At 43.7% G+C, this 24,947-nt stretch carries 18 protein-coding genes; 9 read left to right on the top strand and 9 right to left on the bottom strand.

Annotated features, from left to right (window positions below):
- Positions 1–11 precede the first annotated feature (11 nt).
- The 6 genes from ahcY (at position 12) to GL182_RS07475 (ending at position 9,284) form a co-directional block, all read left to right on the top strand.
- Positions 12–1,331: an adenosylhomocysteinase gene (gene ahcY, locus GL182_RS07500; protein ID WP_163379015.1), complete on the top strand. Its 1,320-nt coding sequence runs from the start codon at positions 12–14 to the stop codon at positions 1,329–1,331.
- A gap of 296 nt (positions 1,332–1,627) precedes the next feature.
- A complete protein-coding gene (locus GL182_RS07495) occupies positions 1,628–2,023 on the top strand; it encodes a MauE/DoxX family redox-associated membrane protein (protein ID WP_163379014.1) in 396 nt (131 codons plus the stop codon).
- 9 nt (positions 2,024–2,032) lie between these two features.
- Positions 2,033–2,689 carry a Crp/Fnr family transcriptional regulator gene (locus tag GL182_RS07490; RefSeq protein WP_163379151.1) on the top strand — a complete coding sequence of 219 codons (657 nt, stop codon included), beginning with the start codon at positions 2,033–2,035 and terminating at the stop codon, positions 2,687–2,689.
- 148 nt (positions 2,690–2,837) lie between these two features.
- Positions 2,838–6,932 carry a hybrid sensor histidine kinase/response regulator transcription factor gene (locus GL182_RS07485; protein WP_205603600.1) on the top strand — a complete coding sequence of 1,365 codons (4,095 nt, stop codon included), beginning with the start codon at positions 2,838–2,840 and terminating at the stop codon, positions 6,930–6,932.
- Positions 6,919–8,991 (top strand): alpha-L-fucosidase, encoded by a 2,073-nt coding sequence (locus GL182_RS07480; RefSeq protein WP_163379012.1) that lies wholly within the window; start codon positions 6,919–6,921, stop codon positions 8,989–8,991. The genes GL182_RS07485 and GL182_RS07480 overlap by 14 nt, the downstream gene beginning before the upstream one ends.
- A 128-nt stretch (positions 8,992–9,119) precedes the next feature.
- Positions 9,120–9,284, top strand: a complete 165-nt coding sequence (locus tag GL182_RS07475; RefSeq protein WP_163379011.1) for a DUF1328 domain-containing protein — start codon at positions 9,120–9,122, stop codon at positions 9,282–9,284.
- Between the two features lie 54 nt (positions 9,285–9,338).
- On the opposite strand, the gene GL182_RS07470 is transcribed toward GL182_RS07475, so the two are convergent.
- The 7 genes from GL182_RS07470 to GL182_RS07440 form a co-directional block, all read right to left on the bottom strand.
- Complete coding sequence (locus GL182_RS07470) at positions 9,339–10,358, bottom strand: alpha/beta hydrolase (RefSeq protein WP_163379010.1); 1,020 nt, start codon at positions 10,356–10,358, stop codon at positions 9,339–9,341.
- A gap of 4 nt (positions 10,359–10,362) precedes the next feature.
- Positions 10,363–11,163 (bottom strand): pyrroline-5-carboxylate reductase, encoded by an 801-nt coding sequence (proC, locus tag GL182_RS07465; protein WP_163379009.1) that lies wholly within the window; start codon positions 11,161–11,163, stop codon positions 10,363–10,365.
- A 69-nt stretch (positions 11,164–11,232) separates the two neighbouring features.
- On the bottom strand, positions 11,233–12,909 hold the full coding sequence (locus GL182_RS07460) for a M1 family metallopeptidase (protein ID WP_163379008.1): 1,677 nt from the start codon (positions 12,907–12,909) through the stop codon (positions 11,233–11,235).
- Positions 12,910–12,923: 14 nt separating this feature from the next.
- Entirely contained in the window at positions 12,924–13,685 is a 762-nt protein-coding gene (locus GL182_RS07455; protein WP_163379007.1) for a creatininase family protein, read from the bottom strand.
- Positions 13,686–13,766: 81 nt separating this feature from the next.
- A complete protein-coding gene (locus GL182_RS07450; RefSeq protein WP_240469727.1) occupies positions 13,767–15,137 on the bottom strand; it encodes an amidohydrolase family protein in 1,371 nt (456 codons plus the stop codon).
- Between the two features lie 38 nt (positions 15,138–15,175).
- Positions 15,176–16,153, bottom strand: coding sequence for an NAD(P)H-quinone oxidoreductase (locus GL182_RS07445; RefSeq protein WP_163379006.1), 978 nt, complete (start codon positions 16,151–16,153; stop codon positions 15,176–15,178).
- Between the two features lie 6 nt (positions 16,154–16,159).
- Positions 16,160–16,960, bottom strand: coding sequence for a universal stress protein (locus GL182_RS07440; RefSeq protein WP_163379005.1), 801 nt, complete (start codon positions 16,958–16,960; stop codon positions 16,160–16,162).
- 103 nt (positions 16,961–17,063) lie between these two features.
- On the opposite strand from GL182_RS07440, the gene GL182_RS07435 reads away from it, so the two are divergent.
- The 3 genes from GL182_RS07435 (at position 17,064) to GL182_RS07425 (ending at position 21,494) form a co-directional block, all read left to right on the top strand.
- Positions 17,064–17,579, top strand: coding sequence for an acyl-CoA thioesterase (locus GL182_RS07435; protein WP_163379004.1), 516 nt, complete (start codon positions 17,064–17,066; stop codon positions 17,577–17,579).
- 205 nt (positions 17,580–17,784) lie between these two features.
- Positions 17,785–20,319, top strand: a complete 2,535-nt coding sequence (gene glgP / locus GL182_RS07430; protein WP_163379003.1) for an alpha-glucan family phosphorylase — start codon at positions 17,785–17,787, stop codon at positions 20,317–20,319.
- Positions 20,320–20,360: 41 nt separating this feature from the next.
- Positions 20,361–21,494, top strand: a complete 1,134-nt coding sequence (locus tag GL182_RS07425) for a DEAD/DEAH box helicase (protein WP_163379002.1) — start codon at positions 20,361–20,363, stop codon at positions 21,492–21,494.
- A 130-nt stretch (positions 21,495–21,624) separates the two neighbouring features.
- Here the strand turns inward: GL182_RS07425 and GL182_RS07420 are convergent, their stop codons facing one another.
- Positions 21,625–23,691, bottom strand: coding sequence for a dienelactone hydrolase family protein (locus GL182_RS07420; RefSeq protein WP_163379001.1), 2,067 nt, complete (start codon positions 23,689–23,691; stop codon positions 21,625–21,627).
- 139 nt (positions 23,692–23,830) lie between these two features.
- Complete coding sequence (locus GL182_RS07415; RefSeq protein ID WP_163379000.1) at positions 23,831–24,892, bottom strand: helix-turn-helix domain-containing protein; 1,062 nt, start codon at positions 24,890–24,892, stop codon at positions 23,831–23,833.
- Positions 24,893–24,947 lie beyond the last annotated feature (55 nt).

Here is a 24,947-nt window from a genome sequence, read left to right as displayed (position 1 = left end):
AACCATATACGATGTCAACAATTAAATCACAAAAATACACTGCATACAAAGTGAAAGACATTTCGCTGGCTGCTTACGGTAGAAAAGAAATCAGGTTAGCGGAAAGTGAAATGCCAGGACTCATGTCTTTACGTGAAGAATATGGCGCAGCACAACCCCTTAAAGGAGCCAGAATCGCCGGGTGTTTGCACATGACCATTCAAACGGCTGTACTTATCGAAACCCTGGTAGCCCTGGGCGCAGAGGTTACCTGGTCCTCATGTAACATCTTTTCAACCCAGGACCATGCTGCTGCTGCTGTTGCTGAAGCCGGTATCAGTGTATATGCCTGGAAAGGGCTCAATGCTGAAGAATTTGACTGGTGCATAGAGCAAACCTTGTTTTTTGGTGAAGAAAGAAAACCATTAAACATGATATTGGATGATGGTGGAGACCTCACCAACATGGTTTTGGATAAATACCCTGAGTTGGTGGCTGGAATCAAAGGGCTTTCAGAAGAAACCACTACAGGAGTACACCGCTTGTATGAGCGCATGAAAAACGGCACCTTGCCAATACCCGCCATCAACGTCAATGATTCGGTTACCAAATCAAAGTTTGACAACAAATATGGTTGCAAGGAGTCCCTCGTTGATGCCATCAGAAGAGCCACAGATATCATGATGGCCGGTAAAGTGGCTGCAGTCGCTGGATACGGTGATGTTGGAAAAGGATCTGCGGCTTCTTTGAGGGGAGCAGGCGCAAGGGTAATCATTTCAGAAATAGACCCCATATGTGCGCTGCAAGCAGCAATGGATGGTTTTGAAGTAAAGAAAATGGCAGATGCGGTAAAAGATGCAGACATCATCGTCACCGCCACCGGTAACAAAGACATCATCGGAGAAGCACATTTCAGGTCCATGAAAGACAAGGCCATTGTATGTAATATTGGCCATTTCGACAACGAAATAGACATGGCCTGGCTCAATGGGACTTTTGGGAACACAAAAGATGAAATAAAGCCTCAGGTAGACCTTTACCATGTTGATGGTAAGGATATCATTGTTTTGGCCGAGGGCAGGTTGGTGAATTTGGGTTGTGCCACAGGCCATCCTTCATTCGTAATGTCTAACTCTTTCACCAATCAAACCCTGGCGCAGATGGAGCTTTGGAACAATACAGATCAATACGAAGCAGGTGTATACATGTTACCCAAACATCTTGATGAAAAAGTCGCTGCCCTGCATCTCAAAAAGCTCGGTGTGGAACTGGATGAATTGTCTGAGGATCAGGCTTCATATATTGGTGTAAAACCGGAAGGACCTTATAAACCTGAATATTACAGGTACTAGATTTCTATAATACAGTTTCCCTTATTATTTAAAACCCAGGCCTTTTGTCTGGGTTTTTTTGGTTAATATAATTTTTAATCCGGATGCATTAAGTTACAATAAGCTAATTGAGGAATGTCCCTTGGAAAACTGGACAGGAGGCCATATCCCTAATGCTTGTTCGATTATAAAATGTTACAATTTCGGGTTTTGAAAATATCCAAAAAGTAAAAAATGAATAAATTGTAAGCATATTGGTTGAATAACACTTGTTAGGCAAGCAGGTAAAGTTTAATTTTATCCCAATATTGAAATTTATGAAACCACTGTCATTTGTTTTTATACGCTGGGGAATAGGAATCAGCATGTTTGGGCATGGATTGGTCAGGCTTCCAAAATTAAATACCTTCAGTGCCGGAATGGTCGATAATTTCAGTGAATCATTTATTCCAGACCTTATGGTCTTACCATTCGGTTTTGTTTTACCTTTCCTGGAATTTCTTTTGGGATTAATGCTCCTTTTGGGCTGGAAAACCCGATTGGCAGGCATTATGGGAGGAATCCTAATGCTTATTCTAATGTTGGGTACTTCTATGATCGAAAACTGGAGCTCCTTACCTTCCCAGATGATTCACCTTTTGTTTTTTATTTTGGTTTATGAGTTTCATCATAAAAACACCTTGGCTTTGGACAACATTTCTCCAAAAAAATAATTCATTATGATCAATAAAGAGGATTTGAAAATCCATTTACCTTTCATTACCGACATACGCTTACTTGATGCGATGGCAAGAGATGGGAAAATCATTGAAATTGAAAAGGGAAAATCCATTATGGAACCCGGCCAATTCATTAAAATGGTACCCGTCATCCTTGAAGGAAGTATCAAGGTGCTTCGCATGGATGAGGAAGGGAAAGAATTGTTTTTATATTACCTGGAACCCGGAGAGACCTGTGCGCTATCCCTGACTTGTTGCTCTGCCTCAAAGCCCAGTGAAATAAAAGCTGTGGCAGAAGAAAAAACCACGCTTTTGGCTATTCCCGTCCTCAAGCATGAACAGTGGTCGGATGAATTCAAACAATGGAAAGACTATGTAGCTAGTACCTATCAATCAAGATTTCAGGAAATGTTGGAAACGCTGGATGCCGTAGCATTCAAACGCATGGACGAGAGGTTGATGAGGTATATTGTTACTAAAATGAAACAGGCCAAAGCCAATGAATTGCAAATTACCCACCAGGAAATTGCCACAGAGCTTGGTACTTCCAGGGAAGTCATTTCAAGGTTATTGAAGCAATTGGAAAATAAAAAATGGATTGAACTCGGTAGAAATGTCATTTATATCAGAGATGATTTTGAAGAGTTGATCAGCAGGTAGGCAATATTTTTTTGCGGTTTTTCCAAAATATTGGTTTCAGTTTGAAGATGAAATTTATTATTCCATCTAATTTTTTAGCTTTGGATAGTCATCAGTTATCCGTGGGAAAAGAATTATGGGTAGAGCCATTACTTTTATTTTATTAATAGTGAGTCTGACTTTGCTGTCAGAAGTCAAGGGACAGAATGATTCTGAAATCACATTCAGGAAACTGGAAACCAGCCAAAACCTTTCCAGTGGAAATGTTCAGGCCATTTTTCAGGACGAAGATGGGTACCTTTGGTTTGGGACCAATAATGGTCTAAACCGCTATGATGGATCCAATCTCCTTGTGTATTATGGAGATGATGGAGATTCAACCACCATCAACAGCAGTTCCATCTACAAGATTTTTAAGGGTCCGGAAGGAAACCTATGGCTGAGGGATTTTGACAGGATCTTCAATATCTATCTTAAGGATCGGGGCATTTTCGAAAGTGACATGGAGAAAATAGCCCTCGAATATCAGTTGAGGAGTGTTGAAATCAGTAAAGTATTTGAGGATTCAAAGGGAAATTTTTGGTTTTTGCACCCGTATGAAGGATTGACCTATTATGATTCTCAGCGGAAAGTGTCAAGCTATCTTTTTCATAAGCCTACGGTAGAAGGAACTTTGAGCCAAAATGCCGTTTCAGATATACAAGAGGATCAGAAAGGCAATGTATGGGTGATGTATACCAATGGCTGGATAGACATCCTGTCTGGAGAAAGCCATAAAGTTATCAGGAAAGTTCAGTTGCCAGTTGATGCCGATGAAAAATTGGATTATTATTTTGAACTTCAGATCGATCAATCGGGTGATGCCTGGGCATTTTGTCCGGATTATGCCTGGGGAGTTTTTCATATCAGTGGGGAAGATTATGACATTCAGCACATCCATGAAAAATCCTCACCGCTTAGGCTAAACAATGCCCTGGTCAAGTCCATTATGATTAATTCCAGGAATCAGGTTTGGTTGGGAACGGATCATGGTGGAATCAATATTATAGACAAGCAAGAAAAGGAGGTCAGGTATCTGGTTAATCAACCTGAAAATGAACAATCATTATCCCATAATGCAGTCTATGCTTTGTACAAGGATGATAGTGGCATTGTATGGGTAGGCACACACAAGCGAGGCATAGATGTACACCATCCTTATTTTAGCCGATTCGGATTAGTAAGGAGGGAAATGGACCTGGACAACCCTGCTCCAAAGAATGATGTCAATGCCATTGAAGAAATTTCTCACGGGGAGATCATTATCGGATCAAATGGAGGTGGTTTATGGAAATATGATTATTCCGAGGGCAAATGTCTGGACTTGAAAAACTGGGCAGCCTTATCGGGTGATATCCCTTCACAGGATTTGGTAGTGGTGGATTTATATACAGACAGTTCAGGCAAACTATGGATAGGAACGTATCAAAATGGTCTTTATTCCTTTGATGAGAATTTGTTCACCCATTATACCGCTTCGCCAGGTCAATTGGGATCCTTAAAAGATAACAACGTATGGAAGATTTTTGAAGACAGCAAAAACAGGTTATGGATAGGTACCTTAAGGGAAGGGTTGTTTCTTTTTGACAGGGAAAAGGATGTTTTTACCCAGTTTACCTCCGAAGGAGAGGGGATTCCTCTAAATAACCTCTATATCACAGGAATAAATGAGGACAGCGCCGGGAATATTTGGGTAGGAGGCAGCCGGGGAATCGATGTGTTTCATCCGGATAAGGGATATCAGCAATATTATCCTGGTACTGAAACGGATCAATCAGGATTAGGTAGTAATACTGTTTCGGAGATTATCCGGGATCGACATGGAATCATGTGGATAAGTACAGGAAAGGGCTTGTATTATTACGATGAAGAATCGGACATCTTTCATGGGTTTGATCAGTCCAATGGGCTTGAAAATCATTTTTTGGTAAGCCTGATTGCGGACCAATCAGGGGATTTTTGGTTGAGTTCCCAGGAAGGCCTTACCCATGCAAAAGTGGATCGGAGCAGTAAAGATATGTCTCTTGAATTCCGGTTTTTCAATAGGGGTGATGGTTTGCAGGGAAATTATTTTAATAAGAATGCTGCTTTTTTATCCCGTACAGGCAAGGTTTTTTTTGGAGGGTCGGATGGTATAAATTATTTTGATCCTGCCAGTTTTCCATTTGTGGAAAAGGAACCTGAGATAGTGTTTACAGCTTTTCATTTGTTTAACCAAGCCATAGCTGTAAACCAACAAGTAAACGGGAGAGCCCTACTTTCCTCCTCTTTGAATAAAAAAAGGTCCGTTCAATTGAAGCATCACGAAAACATTTTTTCTGTTTCATTTTCATCACTGAATTACCTGAACCCGGAGAAGAGTAGGTTCTTATACCGCCTGGAGGGTTTTAATAAAGATTGGGTCAAATTAACAAAACCGCCATTTAAAGTCTCCTTTACCAACCTGGACCCAGGAACGTATACTTTGATGGTAAAAGCATCGAATCCTGATGGGGTCTGGGGAACAGAGACTGCAAGCTTATCGATTGAAATCTTATCTCCTTTCTGGCTCACCCCTTTGGCTTATGGTATTTATGCAGTGATTGTTTTAACTGTTTTTGTGCTGGCCTGGAGATGGTTTGTTTTTAGGGAGCGTCAAAGGCTCAAGCGCCAGGAGGAGTTGAGAGAAAACAAAAGACTGGCAGAAATGGATGAAATGAAAAGCCGGTTTTTTGCCAATGTAAGTCATGAATTCAAAACCCCGCTAACATTGATTTTGGCGCCTATTGAGAAAATGATCATGGACAGGCCTGAAAACCCGGAGTCCTTTCATTTCAAGACCATTCAAAAAAATGCCAAAAAACTCCTGCTCATGGTCAATCAATTATTGGAAGTCAGGAACATTGAAAAAAACACCTTGCAGCTAGAGATTTCGGAGGGAGATATCGTGGCTTTTGTAGAAGAGCATGTTCGCGCCTTTCAAAGTTTATCTATACACAAGCAGATATCACTCACATTTGCCTCCAATGTCCAAAGTGTACCGACCTCTTTCGATCCTGACAAGATGGGCAAGATCATTTATAACCTGCTTTCCAATGCCTTTAAGTTTACCCCGGAGGGCGGAGAGGTTCATGTGGGATTAGAGTTTCGACAGCAGAGCCTGAGCCATGGTATATTGCTGATCCATATTCAGGACTCAGGGATTGGAATTTCCGCGAAAATTTTGGATCGGATCTTTGACAGGTATTTTACCCTGAATACCGAGGGCAACCAGGGTACAGGTATAGGATTGGCTTTGGTTCAGGAGTTTACCAAACTCCATGGTGGAACAATAGAAGTGGAAAGCGAAGTTGGGCAAGGAACCCTGTTTACGCTTTCTATTCCCCTGTCTTTAAGGGAGGGTTACCTTGCCTGGGAAGAGTTTTTTCTTGAAACCGGAAAAGAAGAATTGATTACATCAGATCTTTCTCCAGGAAGGGAGGGAAAGCCAGGTTTGCTGCTCGTAGAAGATAACCCTGATTTAAGGCATTATTTGTCGGAGATCCTAAAGGAATCCTATGTTGTGGAGCAGGCGGCGAACGGAAAAGAAGCATTGGAAAAAGCTTTAGGGAATATTCCGGATTTGATTTTGTCAGATATTTTAATGCCGGAAATGGACGGTATTGCCCTGTGTTTGGCCATCAAGGCAAATATCAAGACTTCACACGTTCCGGTGGTTTTGCTTACTGCCAAGACTGCAGAAGAAGACCGGCTGTTGGGGCTGGAATCAGGCTGCAATCTTTACCTGGAAAAGCCTTTTAGCCTGGAAATACTACTTTCTTCGCTCAAAAACCTGTTGGAGGAGAGGTCTCGGCTGCAGAAGCATTACCGAAAAATCATATCCGTACAGACCAGTGATGCTGAATTAGAGTCTTTGGACGACAAACTGATCCAGAAGGCGGTAGCTTTGGTAGAAAAGGAAATTGAAAACCCTGATTTTTCTGTTGAAATACTTAGCAGATCTTTAGGTATGAGCAGGGTACATCTGTATAAAAAAATCAATTCGCTTACCGGGCAAAGTCCGCTGGAATTTATTCGGTCCATTCGCTTACAGAGAGCAGCACAGCTACTGGCAATGAATCAGTATACCATTTCAGAGGTCGCCTATATGGTAGGATACAACAATGCTAAATATTTTTCTAAACACTTTAAAGCCAACTATGGAAAACTTCCCTCTCAATTTCAAAAAAATAATGAAAGCGAATAAGGACTACTTCCTCGCATTTATTTTCAGTCTTTTGGTTTCCTGTGCTGCACCTCAGGATTCTCCTCCTGAACCGGTGGACCCTGTTCCCCATGCCCGGCAACTTGATTGGCAGCAGCTGGAGTTTTATGCATTTGCACATTTCAACATGAATACATTCACCAATAGGGAGTGGGGGATGGGAAATGAAGACCCTGCCTTATTTAACCCTACAGATTTTGATCCTGCTCAGTGGGCAAGGGTCTGTAAAGCTGCAGGAATGAAGGGAATCATTATCACGGCCAAACACCATGATGGTTTTTGCTTGTGGCCAACAAGTACTACTGAACATTCGGTAAAAAATGCCAGCTGGAAAGAAGGAAAGGGAGATATCATCAAAGAGGTGGCGGAAGCATTCCGTAAGGAAGGACTTAAATTTGGTGTTTATCTTTCGCCCTGGGACAGAAACCACCCGGACTATGGAAAGCCGGAGTACATTGAGGTATTCAGGCAGCAATTGAGGGAGCTGCTGACAAACTATGGAGAAATCTTTGAAGTTTGGTTTGACGGGGCGAATGGGGGAACAGGTTACTATGGCGGGGCCAATGAAGAGAGAAGGGTGGACAAAAAGACCTATTATGATTGGCAAAACACTTATGCCATTATTAGAGAACTTCAACCCAATGCCGTTATTTTCGGTGATGCAGGGCCGGATGTCAGATGGGTGGGAAATGAGCATGGATATGCCTATGAAACTACCTGGTCTAACCTGATGCGGGATTCGATATACGGGGGGATGCCGGAATATGCGGAAAAATATGCCTCCGGACAGGAAAATGGAACCCATTGGGTGCCTGCTGAAGCGGATGTTTCTATCAGGCCCGGCTGGTATTACCACGAATACGAAGACCACAAAGTCAAATCCTTACCCCAACTTTTGGATATTTATTACAACAGTATCGGAAGAAACAGTTCCTTATTATTGAATTTTCCGATTGATAAGCGGGGCAAAATTCATGAAAATGACATCGATCAACTCATGAAACTGGTCGATAAAGTGAAAGCAGATTTTGAAAGCCCTATATCAATAGAGGAGGATAACCTGTCGGCAAGTTCAAGCAGGGGAAAGGGATTTGAGGTTATGCAAATATTGGATGAGCGTTTGGACCGATACTGGGCTGCCGAAGAAGGAAAAAGCAATGCATCCATTACGATCGATTTTGGTGACCCCGTGGCTTTTAACAGATTTCTGGTTCAGGAAAATATAGCCTTGGGTCAAAGAGTGAAATCATTTGACCTGGAAGTGCAGCAGGGCAGTGATTCCTGGGAGAAAATTGCGTCAGGTACCACCATTGGATTCAAAAGAATTTTAAGGTTGCCCGATACCAGGGCTACACGCATCAGGCTCACTATTCATGAGGCAAAGGGTAGCCCTACGATCAGTCACCTGGCTTTATACCAGGCACCCAGTTTATTACTTCCTCCCCAAATCAGTAGGGAAAAATCCGGTATGGTAAGTCTGCAGTCCTCAGAAGAAGGATTGGAGATGTATTATACATTGGATGGCGCTGATCCAGCCAGGCAGGGCATATTGTATTCCGGAAAATTTGAAGTTTTGGAGCCTGCAACCCTCCGTGCCATTTCCAGAGACCCTAAAGTGGAAGCATTCAGTGAACCTGTAGAAGTGGAGCTGCAGCTTGCAAAGAAAAACTGGAAAGTAATGGATCCGGAGGAGGATGCCAATCATTTGATAGATGATAACGCCAATACCAATTATTTCAGCAAGAAAGATAAAGTTACCATTGACCTGGGAGCTACCTATACCCTGAATGGCTTTACCTATTTCCCCATGCAAAACAGGTATTTATCAGGTTTGATCCGATCCTATTCCTTCCTGGTAAGTAAGGATGGAGACCAGTGGGAGGAAGTAAGTACGGGAGAATTTGGTAACATTGCCAACAGTCCAATCGAACAACGGGTAAATTTTTCTACAATTGAGGCCAGGTATATCCAATTGAAAGCCCTGGATAAACTGGATGATCAACCGGCTAGTTTTGCTGAAATAGGAGTATTGATTGATTAAATGCTGACTGACTTAATTTATACCTGAAAAAATATCATTTGTATATACATTAATGGCGTTAGTTTGAAAAGTGGCTTATTTGTTGTAAATTATATGGTGAAATTTTCATTAACCAAACCAAAAAAACGATGTTAACTTGGGTAATTGTGTTTTTAGTTGTGGCATTGATTGCTGCTGTTTTGGGTTTTTCCGGGCTTGCTTCCGGATTGGCTTCTATTGCAAAAATAATCTTTTATTTGTTTCTGATTTTATTGGCCATAAGCTTGATTGCAGGGGCAATTAATGGATTTTAAACGAAATAAAGCCACCATCTCAAATGTGTGGCTTTATTTTTCCATTTTGAATACCTATAAGGCTTCCATCATTTCGGGTACAGGGACCTGCACTACCTCTTCCAGGAAATCGATAGACTCCTCCAACACCTCTTCCCAGGTATCGGTTTTTATGCTGGAGCTGATGACGTGATCAGCTGCCTCCGGGAAACTTGTTTTTCTTTTCAGGGAAGCAGGAGTATTGATTTGCTCATACATTTCGAGCATGGCAGGTACGGATACTACCCTGTCCTGATTTTCTTCATCTTTGTAATAATACCCCATAAATAGGGGTTGCTCCACCTTTTTAAAGGTTTCTGAATTCATTTTGCTTTTCACCAGAATACCCAGGCTTGTGTAGGCATTGATATGTAGCCGATTGGCCCAGTATTTTCCTTCCTCCTGCTCCCGAGGAACCAACATGATCCCATTTTCAGTCATGGTAATCTCCATTAATTGTTTCATCCAAGGCTGAAAAAGGGGGTCCAGTTTGTCTCCATATATGGCAATACAAGGGGAATATAAAAGCAGGGCATGTATTTCAGGTCTTTCTTCAGCAAGTATCAATGATAAGGCACCTCCCATAGAGGTGCCGATCACGATGACCTGCTCTCCGAGTTGCTTGCTGATCATGTAGGCTTCTCTGGCCCCTTGCACCAGTTTTGAAGCATCCAGGTACTCAAAAGCATTGGGTCTGTCGATCCCATGTTCTGGCAACCGGCTTAAAAAAAGATTGGCTCCAAAGTGTTCTGCAATTTTCCTGTGGACAGGATCCCCTTCCATTTGGCTGGCCCCAAACCCATGCACATATAATATACTGAATGGAGTTTTTTTCTTTTCGGTGCTGTCTGCCCAAATGATTTGAGCCTGATTATTGGCTTTCAATCCTTCGACAGTATCCTCTTTTGCCTTGACAAAGGCGTCCAGCTCGATCAGATCTTCAGGAACCTCAGGATAAGTGCCAGTGAGATCTTCTGTGCTTTCTCTGGGGCCCAGCATATATACTATTACCAGTAAAATGGCTATACCCATTAGCCAGGGGATAATTCTCGTCATGGTCCTACTTTTTGATGTCCTCATAGGAGGCGACTACACCTCTTACCATAGCAGAACTAAAACCATGGTGTTCCATTTCATTTAGCCCTTTAATCGTGGAGCCCTTAGGAGTCGTAACTTTATCAATGGCCGCTTCCGGGTGAATCCCTTTTTGGATGATGAGTTCAGCCGCTCCCTTTACGGTTTGGTTGACAATCTTGTTGGCTGTCTTCGCATCAAAACCAATCTGTATTCCTCCCTGTGTCATGGCCCGCATAAACCGAAGCACAAAGGCAGTCCCGCAGGCACCCAAAACGGTGGCGGCTTCCATCAGGTGTTCCTCTATGGTGATGGATATGCCCACACTATTGAATATGGACTTGACCACATCCTCAGATTCAGGAGTAAAATCTTCCCCACAAATGCAGGTGATGGATTCTTTAATGTCTGCTGCAATATTTGGCATTACCCGGAAAACAGTGGTACCAGGCTCTAATTCCTTCTTTATTGCTTCCAGGGTTACTCCGGCAGCCAATGAAGCAATTACCTGCTTTTTCTTATATAAAAATGGTTTTATTTCCTCTAATACAGGCTTGATGTTATAAGGTTTGACCCCCAAAATAACGAAGTCAGCATCTTTTACAGCTTCTTTATTGTCTGCCAGTACATTTACTCCCTGAGATTGCAGGTAAAACAGGCTTTCAGGATGCCTTTTGGTTACCGTCAGGTTCTTTCCGTTAAAACCTGATGTCGACAAAAGTCCATTGACAATGGATAAGCCGAGGTTTCCACAGCCAATAATGGCAATCTTGGTGTTTTTGTCCATTTCTGATGGTCCTTTTATTTAAAATTAAACTTTAAAATTAATCAAAATTTATGGATATGTTCACTTTATTTATTCGGTGACCGGTTGAATTTGCTGGGTGAAAATGTAAAAATTAGGATCCGCCTCTATCATTTCCTTTTCGATCAGGGCAGGGGTACTTTGCCATTCTGAAGTAGGCTCCAACCAATGGATCCTATCCTGTTGTTTGATTCTTAAAGGCATAGCAAAATCCTCCACCACCTCTCTCCAGCGATAATATAGCCGACCTTCTTTCCAGTAAAATTGAAATAAGGGGACATCTGCGGTTCTCAGGTACTGATCAAAAAATGATTGAAGGGGGAATCCGGTTTTTTTTGCCAAAAACGCTTCAATTTCACTACTTGTTACTGTTTGGTGATAAAAGGTTTTATTCATTTCCCTCAGGATCTTCCGCCATTTTTTATCGTCATCTATCCATTGTCTCAGGGTATGCAGGATATTGGCTCCTTTAAAATACATGTCTCCTGATCCTCTTTGATTGACCCCATAATCACCGATTATGGGAATGTCATTTTTTATCACCTGCCTTGCCCCTTGCAAGTAAGCGTTACCGGCATTTACTCCGTAGTGGTAATCCAGAAACAAGCTTTCAGAATAGGTGGTAAAACTTTCATGAATCCACATATCGGCAATATCCTGGTAGGTAATGTTATTGGCAAACCATTCGTGACCGGCTTCATGTATAATGATATAGTCAAAAGTAAGACCCCATCCGGTTTCGCTAAAATCCTTCCCTTTATATCCCTGCTGGTATCCGTTGCCATAGGTTACTGCGGATTGATGTTCCATGCCCAAATAGGGCACTTCTATCAATTTGAATCCATCCTCGTAGAACGGATAGGGTCCAAACCAATATTCAAAAGCCCGCATCAGCCTGGGTACATCCTTAAACTGAGCCCTGGCTCTGTCTAGGTTTTCTTTAAGTACGTAATAATCCAGACTCAGTGGACCATTTTCTCCCAGGTATTCTTCAGAAAAATGCGAATAATCTGCAATACTGATATTGACACCATAGTTGCTAATGGGGTTGGCCACAAACCAGTGGTAGGTGCTTTTCCCATCGTCGTGCTTTTCCGTTTTTCTCAGCCGGCCGTTGGATACATTTATTAAAGGATCGGGAACCTTTACGCTGATAAGCATGCTGTCCGGCTCATCATACATGTGGTCTTTGCAGGGCCACCAGAGACTGGCTCCGTCTCCCTGATTTGAATTGGCAATAAAGGGTTTTCCCTTTTCGTCTTTCTCCCAGGTCAATCCACCACTCCAGGGTGGATTGGGGCTGATGCGGGGACTGCCTCCATAGGAGATCTCCAGGTTATGACTGCTTCCCGGCTTTTGCGGAGACGAAAGGTTCACAAAATAGGCATTTCCTTCCCTTGTATAGGTCAGTTCCTCTCCTTCCTGCCGAAAAGCCCTTATTTCCATGGGCTCCTGCAGGTCAATTTGAAGCACCTGACCTTCTTGGAGCACGGTATAGTACACGGAATTGGTTCCCTCAATGGTTTTTTTTCTGGGATCCACCTCGATATCCAGGTGATAGAATACCAAATCCCACCACTCTCTTTCGGGAGTGATGCTACCTCTCAGGCTGTCTTGTCTGGAATAGGGAACACCTATTTGCTGGGCACTGGCTAAAGGGATTGAAAATGCCAGGCCTGAAAATAAGACCAGGACATATAGAAAAGTACTATCAGGAGGTAATTTCATAAGTAAGCTGGCGGTTATTCGTAGCGGTCAGTAATGTCAAGTTTTTCTAAATCGATCATCAATTGAGCCACTTTCTCGGTGACATCCTTAAAAAACCGGGCACCTTTTGCCTCGCTGGACGCTTTTGGATTGCCTATACCTGTATCTGCTGTGACCATGGACCATTTTCTCTCAGCCCAGGCCCAGCCTTCCCTTAAGGCTTTGACCTTTGACTTTTTTTCTGCACCCTCTCCGGTTTCTGCCAGGGGTCCCACCAGGTGAGAATGCAGGTACATGATCAGGCTGGTTTCCATTTCATCGGCATGGTCTCCCATGTGATCAAAATAGTTTGTTTTGTCCAGGGCCTGGAACCAGTTGCAGGTGCTGAAAAACATGTCTGGAAATTGCAGACCAATCTCCCTGAGGATGGTTTTGAAATCATTTCCACCATGACTGTTCAGGATCAGCAATTTTGGAATTCCCTGCCGATGTAAAACGCTTGTCAGGTCTTTGATGATGGCCAGCTGGGTGCTGGGGTTGAGGTTCATGTCCAGGTAAATATCGGATTGGCCTGTATTGACGCCAAATGGAATGGTGGGTAAAATCATTACTTTGGCCCCCTTTTCCCAGGCAATTTTTCCGGAGGCTGCCCCAATGGCATCTGCTTCGTAAATATCGGTACCGTAGGGAAGGTGGTAATTATGGGCCTCCGTGGCTGCCCATGGCAAAACCGCCAACTCAATCTTTTCATCTTTAAGGGCTTTCCAGTTGGTTTCGGCCAAAATATAAGGTCTCATGTGCTAGTTTTATTAATTTATCTGGTATCCATTCCTAAAATGTAAATAAACCATATTTTTTTAAAAGTACCATCCCCCGGGTTATTCATATTGTTCAGCAATTGCGGCAAGTCTATTTTGGATGGTCTGCTGGTCTATCCACTGTCCCCTGGCCATCACCCCGATAGGATTTCTCAGGTTTTCCAGGTCATCCAGGGGATTGTCATTTACCAAAATCAAATCTGCCTCCATTCCTTTTTTGATTTCCCCGAAATTTCCTCCGAAGAATGCTGCTGGATTGATGGTTCCGATTTGAATGGCTTCAAGGGGGCTCAGGCCCGCATCCAGCATGCCCTGTAATTCATGATGAATAGAAAATCCGGGCACATTGAAAACCTGGGGCGCATCAGATCCCAGGAGCAGCCCTTGCCCATCTTTGTGTAAGGATTGTATCAGTTGGTACCTGATTTCCTGGAATTGTTGCCACTTTTCCTTCTCATAGGAATCTCCTTCAGTCAGGTTATTTTTGCTTGCCACCCAATTATTTCGGGTTTCAGGGGACATGTACCGCATTTCAGGCTGGCTGACCAATTCTGCCGCAGGAATAGGAGAAAACCAGCGGTCGAAAAGTGCCTGGGTAGGCACCACCCAAACCTTGTTTTTTCTACTCAAGTCTACCAATTCAGGAATTTTATCCCTATCCGCCAGTCCGGTAAAATTGAATCCGAAAAAGCCATTTTCTGTTGGGTTTACCCCGGCATCTTCCGGAACCAGCCCTTCCAGAAAGCCATCCACATGGTCCACTGTCTGGTAGCCGTTGGCCAAAGCATGCCGGATCCCTACCAAATTGGACACATGTCCTGCATAGGGAATCCCCACTTCCTGTGCAGTTTTCACCAGGGTGTCAAATACATGTTTGCGGATGCCCGGGTGAAGTTTTAAAAAATCATAACCAGCTTGCGCGTAAGCTTTTACTTTTTCACGGGCCTCCTCAGGAGTTGGTACGGTAGTGCCGTTTAGTGAAGGGCTTGAGGTAAATATGCGTGGAGAAATGATTTCCTGACTGGCTGCTTTTTCCCTTAGTGGCAGGTGGACCGGATTGCCCAACATCCCCCTGATGGTGGTGATACCGTTTGAAAGATACAGGAATAAGGTTTCTTCAACCAGGGGCTCATTCCATTCCAGGGCGGGAATATGAGCATGCATTTCTGCAAGGCCGGGTAAAAGGTATTGGTTGGCAGCATCAATGACTGTTGCCTGCCCCCAGTCAGCAGGGCTTCCTGCAGGGATCACCTGATCGATGACCAGTCCATCAACGACCACATGGCATTTGGCTATATCACCCGTACGCACATCAATCACATGTACATTTTCAAATACGGTGGCAGTATCACTTAGGTCATACACGGTCTTAGGGCCGCAGGAAAGGCTCACTGCCAGGAAAGTGATCAATAACATCGAATATCTCATCATTTAGTACTTTAACGGTTTAACCTGATAGGGTCAGCAATTTATACCAATAACAAAATTTTCCCTATATGCCTGGAGCTTTCCATCAATCGGTGCGCCCGATGGGCTTCTGCCAATGGAAATGCCGTATGAACAAAGGGCTTAATTTTGTCCGGGAAAAGTGGCCAGATTTGGGCCATCAACTGGGTAGCAATAAGTCCCTTGTAGGCTACAGATTGTGGCCTTAAGGTAGATCCGGTCAGTACCAGTTCATTTTTCATCATGCGTATCAGGTCCACTTCTCCAATTTTGTTTTGCATGGCATTAATCATAATGAGCCTGCCTTTTTTGGCCAGTAACCTGATGTTTTTTAAAGTATAATCTCCACCGACCATGTCCAGGATAATATCAATAGCTGCACCGTTTAAGTGGTTTTTAATTTTTTCTTCAAAATCTTCCTGCCGGTAATTGATCGCCATTTCGGCTCCCAATGTCTTGCATGCCCGGCATTTTTCATCGGTCCCGGCGGTGGTGAATACCCTGCCTCCCAGGGCATGAATCATCTGTATGGCAGCTACCCCTATACCGCTGCTGCCCCCATGAACCAGTACCTTGTCGCCAGCCCGAAACTTTCCTTTGTCAAAGACATTGTTCCAAATGGTAAAAAAGGTTTCGGGGAGGGAAGCAGCCTCTTCCAGGCTAATGCCTTCAGGGATGGTTAAACACTGGCTGGCTGGGGCTACTACATATTCTGCGTATCCAGCTCCGGCAATCAGTGCGCATACCTGATCACCTATTTCCCAGGTTTTGACAGTTTCTCCCAATTGTTCCACAATCCCGGAAACTTCCAGACCGGGAATGTCTGCAGGCACACCTTCCGGAGCCGGATATTGTCCCAGTCGTTGGGCCAGGTCAGGCCGGTTTACCCCGGCAGCCCGTACTTTTATCAGGACCTCATTTTTTCCAGGTACCGGCTTATTTCTTTCTTTTAATTGTAATACTTCGGGATCGCCAGGTTCAGTAATAACTACTGCTTTCATGCTTTTTTATTTGATGACCAAAAGGGGTACATGGGTATGGTATGCCATTTCTATGCTATGACTTGACCTGAAGATTACATCAAAAAAACCCCGGTCTTTGGAAAACATAACCAGCATGCAATTGGGTTTGGTTTTGAGGAATTGGTCCAGGCCTTTGCCCGCATCTGCTTCCTCCAACTTTTCAAAGCTGAATTCACTGTCAGGAAAATTTTCATTGACATAGGATTCTATGCCTTTGAAAAGTATTTTTTTATTAAAATCCGGTTTGGTAATCACATGGAGGACACGATAAGGTAAATTCCATGTTTCGGTCAATGAAATTAATTTTTTAAACATACCTTCATTTTCATTTTCCAATTCCAGTGCCACTTCAATCTCTGAGACAGCATCAAAGGAAGCACCAAAAGGCACTGCTATGACAGGAACTTCACTCTCTTTGATTACGGTGGCCGTATTGGACCCTATTAGTTTTTTTTTGATACCGCTGGCTCCCTGAGTGCCCATGATGACCAGGTCATAATCTCCATTGGCAACGGTAGCGAAAACGGCAGTGGATACCGTGCCCTGAATGATTTTGTAATCCATCTGAATGCCTTCTCCAAATTGCTTTATAGCTTTTTTCATCGCCGTTTTGGCATCACTCTCAATGGCTTGGATGATTTCTGTGGCCTGGGCAGCAAAATCATATACGGCATAATAGGCATACAACAAGGTGATGCTGGCATCTTGCTGAATGGCATAAGCCTTTGCAAAGGCCAGGGCATTGTCGGCATTTTCTGATAAATCAGTAGGAACAAGGATCTTCATGGTATATAGTTTTTGGACTTTAATTTAGCGAAATTTAATCTAATCCGCACAATGATTTAAATCATATATATTTGTAGGAGCAACAATAGGAAACCTATACGATATGTTTGAATTTGATAAAGAGAAACATTACCCCAAAGAAACGGAAAGCAGGGTCGTGATCCGCTTCCAGGATTGTGATCCCTTGCAGCACCTGAATAATGCCAAATACTTTGATTATTTTTTCAATGCCAGAGAAGATCAGGTTCCCAAGCTTTATGGTGTGGAGATGATCGACTTTATCAGGAAATACAATGCAGCCTGGGTCGTATACAATCATAACATTTCTTATATCAGACCAGCAAAAGTAGGGGAGTGGGTACGCATCATGAGCAGGGTAATTTGGCATGATCACCAATCTTTGGTGGTGGAATATTATATGACAGATGACAACAAGGAAGAGTTGAAAACCCTGATGTGGACGACCATGCGCTATGTCGATGTAAAGGAGGGTCGGTCTACGGATCACAAAGGAGAAGTAAAATCCTTTTTGAAGGCAGTTTCTGAGGAGGTAAATGTGGCAGAGGTCTCCATCAGGGAAAGAATAAAAGAAATCAAATCCAAATTAAAGCAGGAATAAAAGCCGGGCAGGATGATTGATCAACCTACATTAGGGATAAGGAAGATAGGGTTGAAAAGAAGGTGTCTTTGTAGGAGAAGAAAGTAACACAGGGCTTTCTTCTAAAAGAAAGCTCAACTTTTTATATATCAGTATTTTATAATATTTATTTAACTTGCATAGATGAGGTGGAAAATATTTGGTTTGATAAGTAAATCTAAGGATCGTGGACAGTAAACCTATACAAACCCAACAGCTTTATGGAATTTTGCCTTCTGAAAAAAAGGGGGTAGGTAAACTGGCTACGCTGGCTTTAGACATGCGTTGGTCCTGGAATCATGCGGCCGATAAATTATGGAGACAATTGGATCCTGAGCTATGGGAACAAACCCAGAACCCATGGCTGGTACTACAGACGGTCTCAAGAAATAAGGTCGAGGAACTGCTTAAGGACCCGGAGTTTAAGGAGAAATTGGGAGCACTGCTGGAACAAAGGGAGAAAGCAGCGAGTAGCCCTGCCTGGTATCAGGAAAAACACGCTTCATCAGTTTTGACCCAGGTAGCCTATTTCAGCATGGAATTCATGTTGAATGAAGCACTGCCCATTTATGTAGGAGGGTTGGGAAATGTTGCAGGGGATCAGCTTAAATCAGCAAGTGATTTGGGAGTTCCGGTTACCGGGATCGGTTTATTCTATCAGCAGGGTTATTTCCGTCAGTTGATTGATCAACAAGGAAACCAGCAAGCCATCTATACTTTTAATGATCCGGGACAAGTATCCATTGTTCCTTTGAGAACACCGAATGGGGAATGGTTAAGGATAGCCGTTCAATTGGGAAGTTTTACCATCTGGCTGCGCACCTGGGAAGTACAGGCGGGTAGGGTAAAGCTTTACCTTTTGGATAGCAATGACCCCGCTAATTTGCCGGTTCATAGGGGGATCACCAATGAAATTTATGGAGGCGGGCCTGAAATGCGGATAAAGCAGGAAATTATCCTGGGCATAGGGGGTTGGAAATTACTTGCAGCTATGGACTTAAAACCGGAAGTCTGTCATCTAAATGAAGGGCATGCAGGATTTGCCGTATTGGCAAGAGCAGAGGATATCATGAAGGAAAAAGGATGTTCGTTTCAGGAGGCCCTATTTATATCCCGACCTGGAAACGTGTTTACTACCCATACAGCAGTGCCTGCTGGATTTGATCATTTTCACCCCCAGCTTATGGAAAATATGCTGGGACCCTTTGCCAGGCAATCACTTGGAATTAGCATGGAAGAATTGTTGGCTTTGGGAAGGAGAGATCCTGCCAATCAGGAGGAATATTTTAACATGGCTTTTCTGGCCTTACGTGGAAGCGGGGCTGTAAACGGGGTAAGCCAACTCCATGGGAAAGTGAGCAGGCAATTGTTTAGCGATCTGTTTCCACGTTGGCCCATCGATGAGATACCTATTGGGCATGTCACCAATGGCGTTCACATGCCCACCTGGGACAATGAATTCTCTGATAAAGTGTGGACAAGTGCTTGCGGAAAAGACAGGTGGAGAGGGGATCTGTTGAGCATGGAATCCAAGGTATGCCAACTGACAGATGAAGCGTTATGGGGGCTCAGAAATGTTTGCAGAGAAAACCTGGTCCATTTTATCAGAAGCATTTTTGCGAGGCAATCCAGGCTGGGAGGAAGAGTAGATCACTTAAACCTGAATGTAAATGATATGTTTCATCCCCAGACCTTAACATTGGGTTTTGCCCGTCGATTTGTACCCTATAAGCGACCCAATTTGCTTTTAAAGAATAAGGAAAGATTGATTCACTTGCTCAATCAGGAATCCTTTCCCCTTCAGTTGGTGCTTGCCGGCAAAGCGGGTCCAGGGGACGAGAGGGGTAAGGCCCTGATCCGAGAATGGATTCAATTCATAGATGAAAACCGACTGCATCACCGGGTAGTTTTCCTTAGCGATTATGATATGGGCATTGCTGAGCAATTGGTTAGCGGGGTGGATGTCTGGATCAATACACCCAAACGCCCCTGGGAAGCATGTGGAACCAGTGGTATGAAAGTCCTGGTCAACGGTGGCCTGAACCTTTCCACCAGGGACGGCTGGTGGGCGGAGGCGTTTTCCCCTGACTTGGGATGGGCATTGGGAAATGAAGAAAGCATGGCTGAGGGAGAGCTTTCTGATGTGCAAGAGGCAGAAGCACTATATGACCTGTTGGAATATCAGGTGATCCCCGAGTTTTATGGGCGGAATGATAACGGGTTTCCCCTAAAATGGCTGGAGAGAATAAGAAATAGTATGTCTAAACTCGCCCCAGTTTTTTCAGCCAATAGGGCAGTGAGACAATATACCGAAAATTATTATCTGCCTGCGGCTGAAAGGTACAAAGAAAGGAATGCCGATAAGGAAGGATTGGAGATGAAAATTTTTGACAGGCAAAAACACTTGAGGGAGCATTGGTCCGAAATCAGTTTTGGAGAAATTAAGACCGAAACCGAAGGGAAATATCATTCATTTCAAGTTTCACTGTTATTAGGGGAAATTCATCCCGAATGGGTTTCGGTAGAGATTTATTCGGAAGGGAGCCACCAGGGATTACCAAAAATGGAAAGGGAGGAGCAGGTAGGAGATCATGGGTACCAGGTATACAAAGGCAAAGTACCTGCCTCCCGACCCATTGAACATTATACCATTAGGGTGGTTCCCTTTTCTGATGGCATGGCTGTGCCTTTGGAAGCTTCTCAAATTCTTTGGCAGCGCTGAGATGGTTAAAAAACCCTACCTTTGGTTTTAAAATGCATAACATGAACTTTTCCGACCTCGGACTTTCATCAGAAATACTGGAAGCCATAAGCAAAGTCAAATATCAGGAAGCCTATTCCATTCAGGTCAAAGCCATACCTGCCATTCTGCAAAAGAGAGACGTAATGGGGCTGGCACCAACGGGTTCCGGTAAAACGGCCGCCTATGTCCTTCCCATATTGGAATTGTTTCAGGATAAGGCTTTCCTGAAAACCAGGAGCATGCGGGTACTGGTACTTGTTCCTACCCGGGAGCTGGCTAGCCAGGTGGAGGAAACGGTAAGGGTTTTTAGTCAATTTATACCCAGAAAGGTAAAAACCCTGGCTGTGTTTGGAGGAGTGTCCATCAACCCACAGATGGTAAATCTATATGGTACAGAAATATTGATTGGCACGCCGGGCCGCTTGCTGGACCTCCTATCCAAAAATGCCGTTGAGCTCTCGGGTCTGGAAATTTTGGTACTGGATGAGGCCGATAAGATGCTGGAGCTAGGGTTTAAGGAGGAAGTAGATGAAATCCTTTCCAGATTACCCGCTAAAAGGCAAAATATACTCTTTTCGGCTACCATGGAAGCACCCGTTGAAATGCTGATGGGCATGATATTAGACCAACCGGTAAGGATAGAAATAGGGCAGGACAAAATCACTCCGGAACTGATCTCCCAGTCTGCTTACAGGGTGGCGAAGGAAAACAAGGGGCCATTGTTGAGGTTTTTGATCCTGGAGGGGAATTGGCAGCAGGTACTTGTATTTACGGCTTCCAAAAGGGCTTCTGATAACCTGGCTGAAAAACTTAACAAACACGGTATTCAGGCCCAGGCTTTTCATGGTGGTAAAAGCCAGGGAGCCAGAACAGAGGCCTTGCGCCAATTCAAGCAAGGCCAACTCAGGGTTTTGGTGGCCACAGATTTAGCTGCACGGGGAATTGATATCCGGTTTCTACCTTATGTGGTGAATTATGAATTGCCCAGGTCTCCGAAGGACTATATCCATCGGATTGGCCGCACAGGCAGGGCAGGTTCGGAAGGGGAGGCCATATCCCTGATTGCTGAAGAGGATGAACCCCATTTCAAGGTCATCCAGAAAAAAATGAAAAGGAAAGTAGAATTGATTGACCCGGCAAATCTGGGATTTTAAACTCCGAATATATCAATCTATTGACAACAAACCCCCTACGACGCAGAAATTTTTTATCTGTTGACTGGCAAAGCTTTTGAAAACACCTTTGGTCAGGAGTAAAAATGTGTTTTTTATATTTATGATTTGCTTAACCTCCCTTCAAAAAGGTAGGCCTTCCTGTTTTTTCCAGGACCTCTTCTGACCAATAGAAGGCTTCTGGTATTTTTCCCTCAAATACCACCCGGGTAGGAGATATCAGTGCAGGGAGCTGATACACATCAGTAACCCTCAATACATTCAACAGTTCCAGTGCAACATCCCGTCCGTTTTCAGGACTTTCCTTATCATGGGTGCTGGGAGGGTTTTGAAGAAACACCTGTTCACATTGCTCATCCAGAAAAGCCGCGTAAAGCGCCACGGCTCCCATTCCATCCCTGGCTGCAATACTGACCTTTTCAGGATCTACACCGGGAAGGGTTCGGGCATATTCAAGGGCCCGCCCGGCATCATAAACCTGCATGGAGGCCAGTGTCCTTCCTGTCCAGGCTGCAGCTCTCCTTACATGCCAGTTCAATTCCGGTGCCCAGCCCACTTCCCCTGTACCCCGAACTTCCAGGTAGGCCACATTTTGTCCTTTGGCCACCTTCTGAGCAAAACTTTCACTGCCCCAGCGTTCTTCACCCGGACTTCTGAGGATGATGGTTAGGGGATGTCTTTCTTCAGGAGGCTTTCGGTAAAATACATTTAACTTTAACCGCCACCCCTTTTCACTGGTAAAGGAAAAGGTTTTATTGCCATAGGGTGCCAGATCCGCAGTATGGTAGATTTGCTGTCCATCCAAGGCTTCAGGCTCTTGGGGAAAAGCACCAAAAGTTCTGGTGAGCAGGTAATCTTTTACCTGATGTCGATACCTATTCAGGTCTTCCTCATTGGATATGTCTGGGGGAGAAGGTGTTTTAATGAAATGATCCTGAATGACAGGGGTAAGGTCCCCCTGGGGAGCCGTTTCTCCATAGACCTTTAGGTTGTCTGCTTGCTGCAGGTCCGATGGTTCAGTGCTGATATCTGACAATTGGGTTGGAGGAATATCCTTCCCCATCAGGTGATGTAAAAAAAATGAAAAAATAGCCTTTCTAGATTTTTCATGATAGGAGTGGCCTCCTGGAGTAGCCACCAGTGATATGTTATCCTCAGCCTCAAATTGGGCATAAAAAGCGGAAAGTTTTTGGTAAAAGTCCCGGGTAGAGGCTATCCCATAAAGTTCATCCTGATCAGATTGGGCAATTAATAGTGGTCTGGGTGCAATCAGTGCCCCTATGGTCTGAAAGTCTATCTGAAAGCCATTGTTGGGCATCATGCAATCACAGTGTCCGTCTATCCTTCTTTCTCCCACCTGTGAATCAAGGGTGCCTGCGCCGCAAACAGGGGCGGCAGCCTTGACCCTGGGATCTGCTGCAGCCATGTACCAACTCTGGGAACCCCCACCAGAAATTCCTGTAACGCCGATATTCCCCATGTCAACTTCATTTCTGGTGGCCAGGTAATCCAGACCTCTGATGGCATTCCATAACTCCACCGCAGCTGGATTATACCCTCTGGAATACCAGTGAAACCAGCCCTGATTGTAGGGACCCCAGTGGTGACCCCAAACTTCTCCAAACTGCAGGGTGTCAAAAATAAGTACCACAAAGCCCAGCTCCGCAAGCCGCCTGGCATGCGCCTGGTAGTGGGCTTTCTGTCCATGGGCATGACCGCAAAGGTAAAGGATAGCAGGTCTTGGAGATTGAATCCCGTCTGGAACATACAAGTTGGCCGGCACATACAAGCCAGGTGAAGATGCATAATAAAATTTCTCTATTTTATAGCTATTTTCCTGCAGGGTACCGGTGTGGGTTACCGGAGGGGGTGTTCTTTTTTTATCCATGGAAAATCCCATCATTTCCACGAATTGATCGTAGTGCTCAGGTTTTATTTTTTCCCATTCTTCAGGAGAAATAACCCCGGGTGAGAAGTTATTGGTGATGGCATCTGCCTCCTGTTGCAAATAATAAAGGATATTATTTGCCTCCCGGGTTTGCTGTGCGGAAACCTGCTGATACCAAGGTGTGGCTAAAAGCATCAAGGCAAGGAATAGGTAGTTTGTTATCGATTTGGATACCATAATAAAAGTCTGGTTTTGAAGCTGTTTTAGGTCGTAGTAGATAGGCCAATGCATAATTAGGGATTAAGCTAAGGAAAAAATGGCTGATAAGGTATTTAATTACCGAAAATCTTCTGGATGAAACCTGTATTTTATTGGATCTTATTGTCTTCTAAATTATTACCAGCCCCGTATTGACCCCTGATTGAAATTATTATGAAGGAGGATTCTTTTCGACAGAATCTGAAGCTACTTTTGAATTATTGGAGTTACTTTTATGGACCCTTTGCATACCTGTATGTATTTTTAGTTTCAGCTTTTTAAAGAACCGGATCCTTTCTTTTTCTCCAACAGTACTGATCATGGTTGACTTTTTGATCAGGTTATTCAGGCTTTCAAACATGGCATTATTTAGTTTTGGGTCCATCGAACCGATAAAATACAATACACTATGATTGAGGTAAGTAATTTTAATATCATCCAATTCGGCCATAAAGGTATTATCGCCCAGAACAAATTCATTCACGAGTAACTCATAGGGAGCGCTATCATGTTCCAGACCAATGGCAGGGTTATATTTCCTGCCGATTTCTGCTTGTTTTTCGATGTGTTCAACCATTCCAAGGAGCTGTTGGTAGATTAAAGAGCAATCCTCTGTATGGCTGATATAACCCATTTCCTGGTACAGGTCCACTTGCCTCAGGGTAGTGTTGATACTTTCCAGGTTCCATATTTCGGTGGTCGGTATTTTATTGTAAAGTTTAAGGATTTTGCGAATCAGGTCATCATACTCTTCAAACCGATGGGTTTTGGCATCAAAACTCTGGTGCTTAAAATTATCATAATACAAGATAGATTTCATCCAAAAAAAGAACTTAAAGTAGGCCAATTCTTTGAAATAAAAATGATAAAATGGGGGTATATCCTTGAGCAGAAAATAAATGTGTTTGTGTTGGTGTTGATGAACCAGTTCCAATTGGCGTAAGATGTCCTCCAGCCAGGACTTGAACCTGTTTTCAGATTGGTCATTTAGGTTTCCATGGAAAAGGATTGCCTGGCTGTTTAAATTCATCAGCTGGTCCAGGGAAATCTGAAAATGCTGGCTGATTATTTTGATTTCCTCCATGTTGATCATTTTTTGACCCCGGATTCTTCTGTAAGTGCTATCAATACTAATGTCCAGGAGGTCTGCAATCTCATTTACCAGAGATTTATATGGCGGCAGCATTGACTTTAAATGCTGGAAAAACTGGTGCTGAAAATGATTGTTTTCCATAGTAATTGCCTTTTAAACCTTAACTTTTATCAAGCCCGACGTACAGTTCAAAACC

This window comes from Cyclobacterium sp. SYSU L10401 (assembly GCF_010993705.1).
Lineage (GTDB): Bacteria > Bacteroidota > Bacteroidia > Cytophagales > Cyclobacteriaceae > Cyclobacterium.
This window is presented reverse-complemented; position numbering and strand designations above follow the sequence as displayed.

Coding starts and splice junctions, on each gene's coding strand:
- ahcY (WP_163379015.1), top strand. CDS start 12: ATGTCAACAATTAAATCACAAAAATACACTGCATACAAAGTGAAAGAC.
- GL182_RS07495 (WP_163379014.1), top strand. CDS start 1,628: ATGAAACCACTGTCATTTGTTTTTATACGCTGGGGAATAGGAATCAGC.
- GL182_RS07480 (WP_163379012.1), top strand. CDS start 6,919: ATGAAAGCGAATAAGGACTACTTCCTCGCATTTATTTTCAGTCTTTTG.
- GL182_RS07475 (WP_163379011.1), top strand. CDS start 9,120: ATGTTAACTTGGGTAATTGTGTTTTTAGTTGTGGCATTGATTGCTGCT.
- GL182_RS07470 (WP_163379010.1), bottom strand. CDS start 10,358: ATGACGAGAATTATCCCCTGGCTAATGGGTATAGCCATTTTACTGGTA.
- proC (WP_163379009.1), bottom strand. CDS start 11,163: ATGGACAAAAACACCAAGATTGCCATTATTGGCTGTGGAAACCTCGGC.
- GL182_RS07460 (WP_163379008.1), bottom strand. CDS start 12,909: ATGAAATTACCTCCTGATAGTACTTTTCTATATGTCCTGGTCTTATTT.
- GL182_RS07455 (WP_163379007.1), bottom strand. CDS start 13,685: ATGAGACCTTATATTTTGGCCGAAACCAACTGGAAAGCCCTTAAAGAT.
- GL182_RS07450 (WP_240469727.1), bottom strand. CDS start 15,137: ATGATGAGATATTCGATGTTATTGATCACTTTCCTGGCAGTGAGCCTT.
- GL182_RS07445 (WP_163379006.1), bottom strand. CDS start 16,153: ATGAAAGCAGTAGTTATTACTGAACCTGGCGATCCCGAAGTATTACAA.
- GL182_RS07440 (WP_163379005.1), bottom strand. CDS start 16,960: ATGAAGATCCTTGTTCCTACTGATTTATCAGAAAATGCCGACAATGCC.
- GL182_RS07435 (WP_163379004.1), top strand. CDS start 17,064: ATGTTTGAATTTGATAAAGAGAAACATTACCCCAAAGAAACGGAAAGC.
- GL182_RS07425 (WP_163379002.1), top strand. CDS start 20,361: ATGAACTTTTCCGACCTCGGACTTTCATCAGAAATACTGGAAGCCATA.
- GL182_RS07420 (WP_163379001.1), bottom strand. CDS start 23,691: ATGCATTGGCCTATCTACTACGACCTAAAACAGCTTCAAAACCAGACT.
- GL182_RS07415 (WP_163379000.1), bottom strand. CDS start 24,892: ATGGAAAACAATCATTTTCAGCACCAGTTTTTCCAGCATTTAAAGTCA.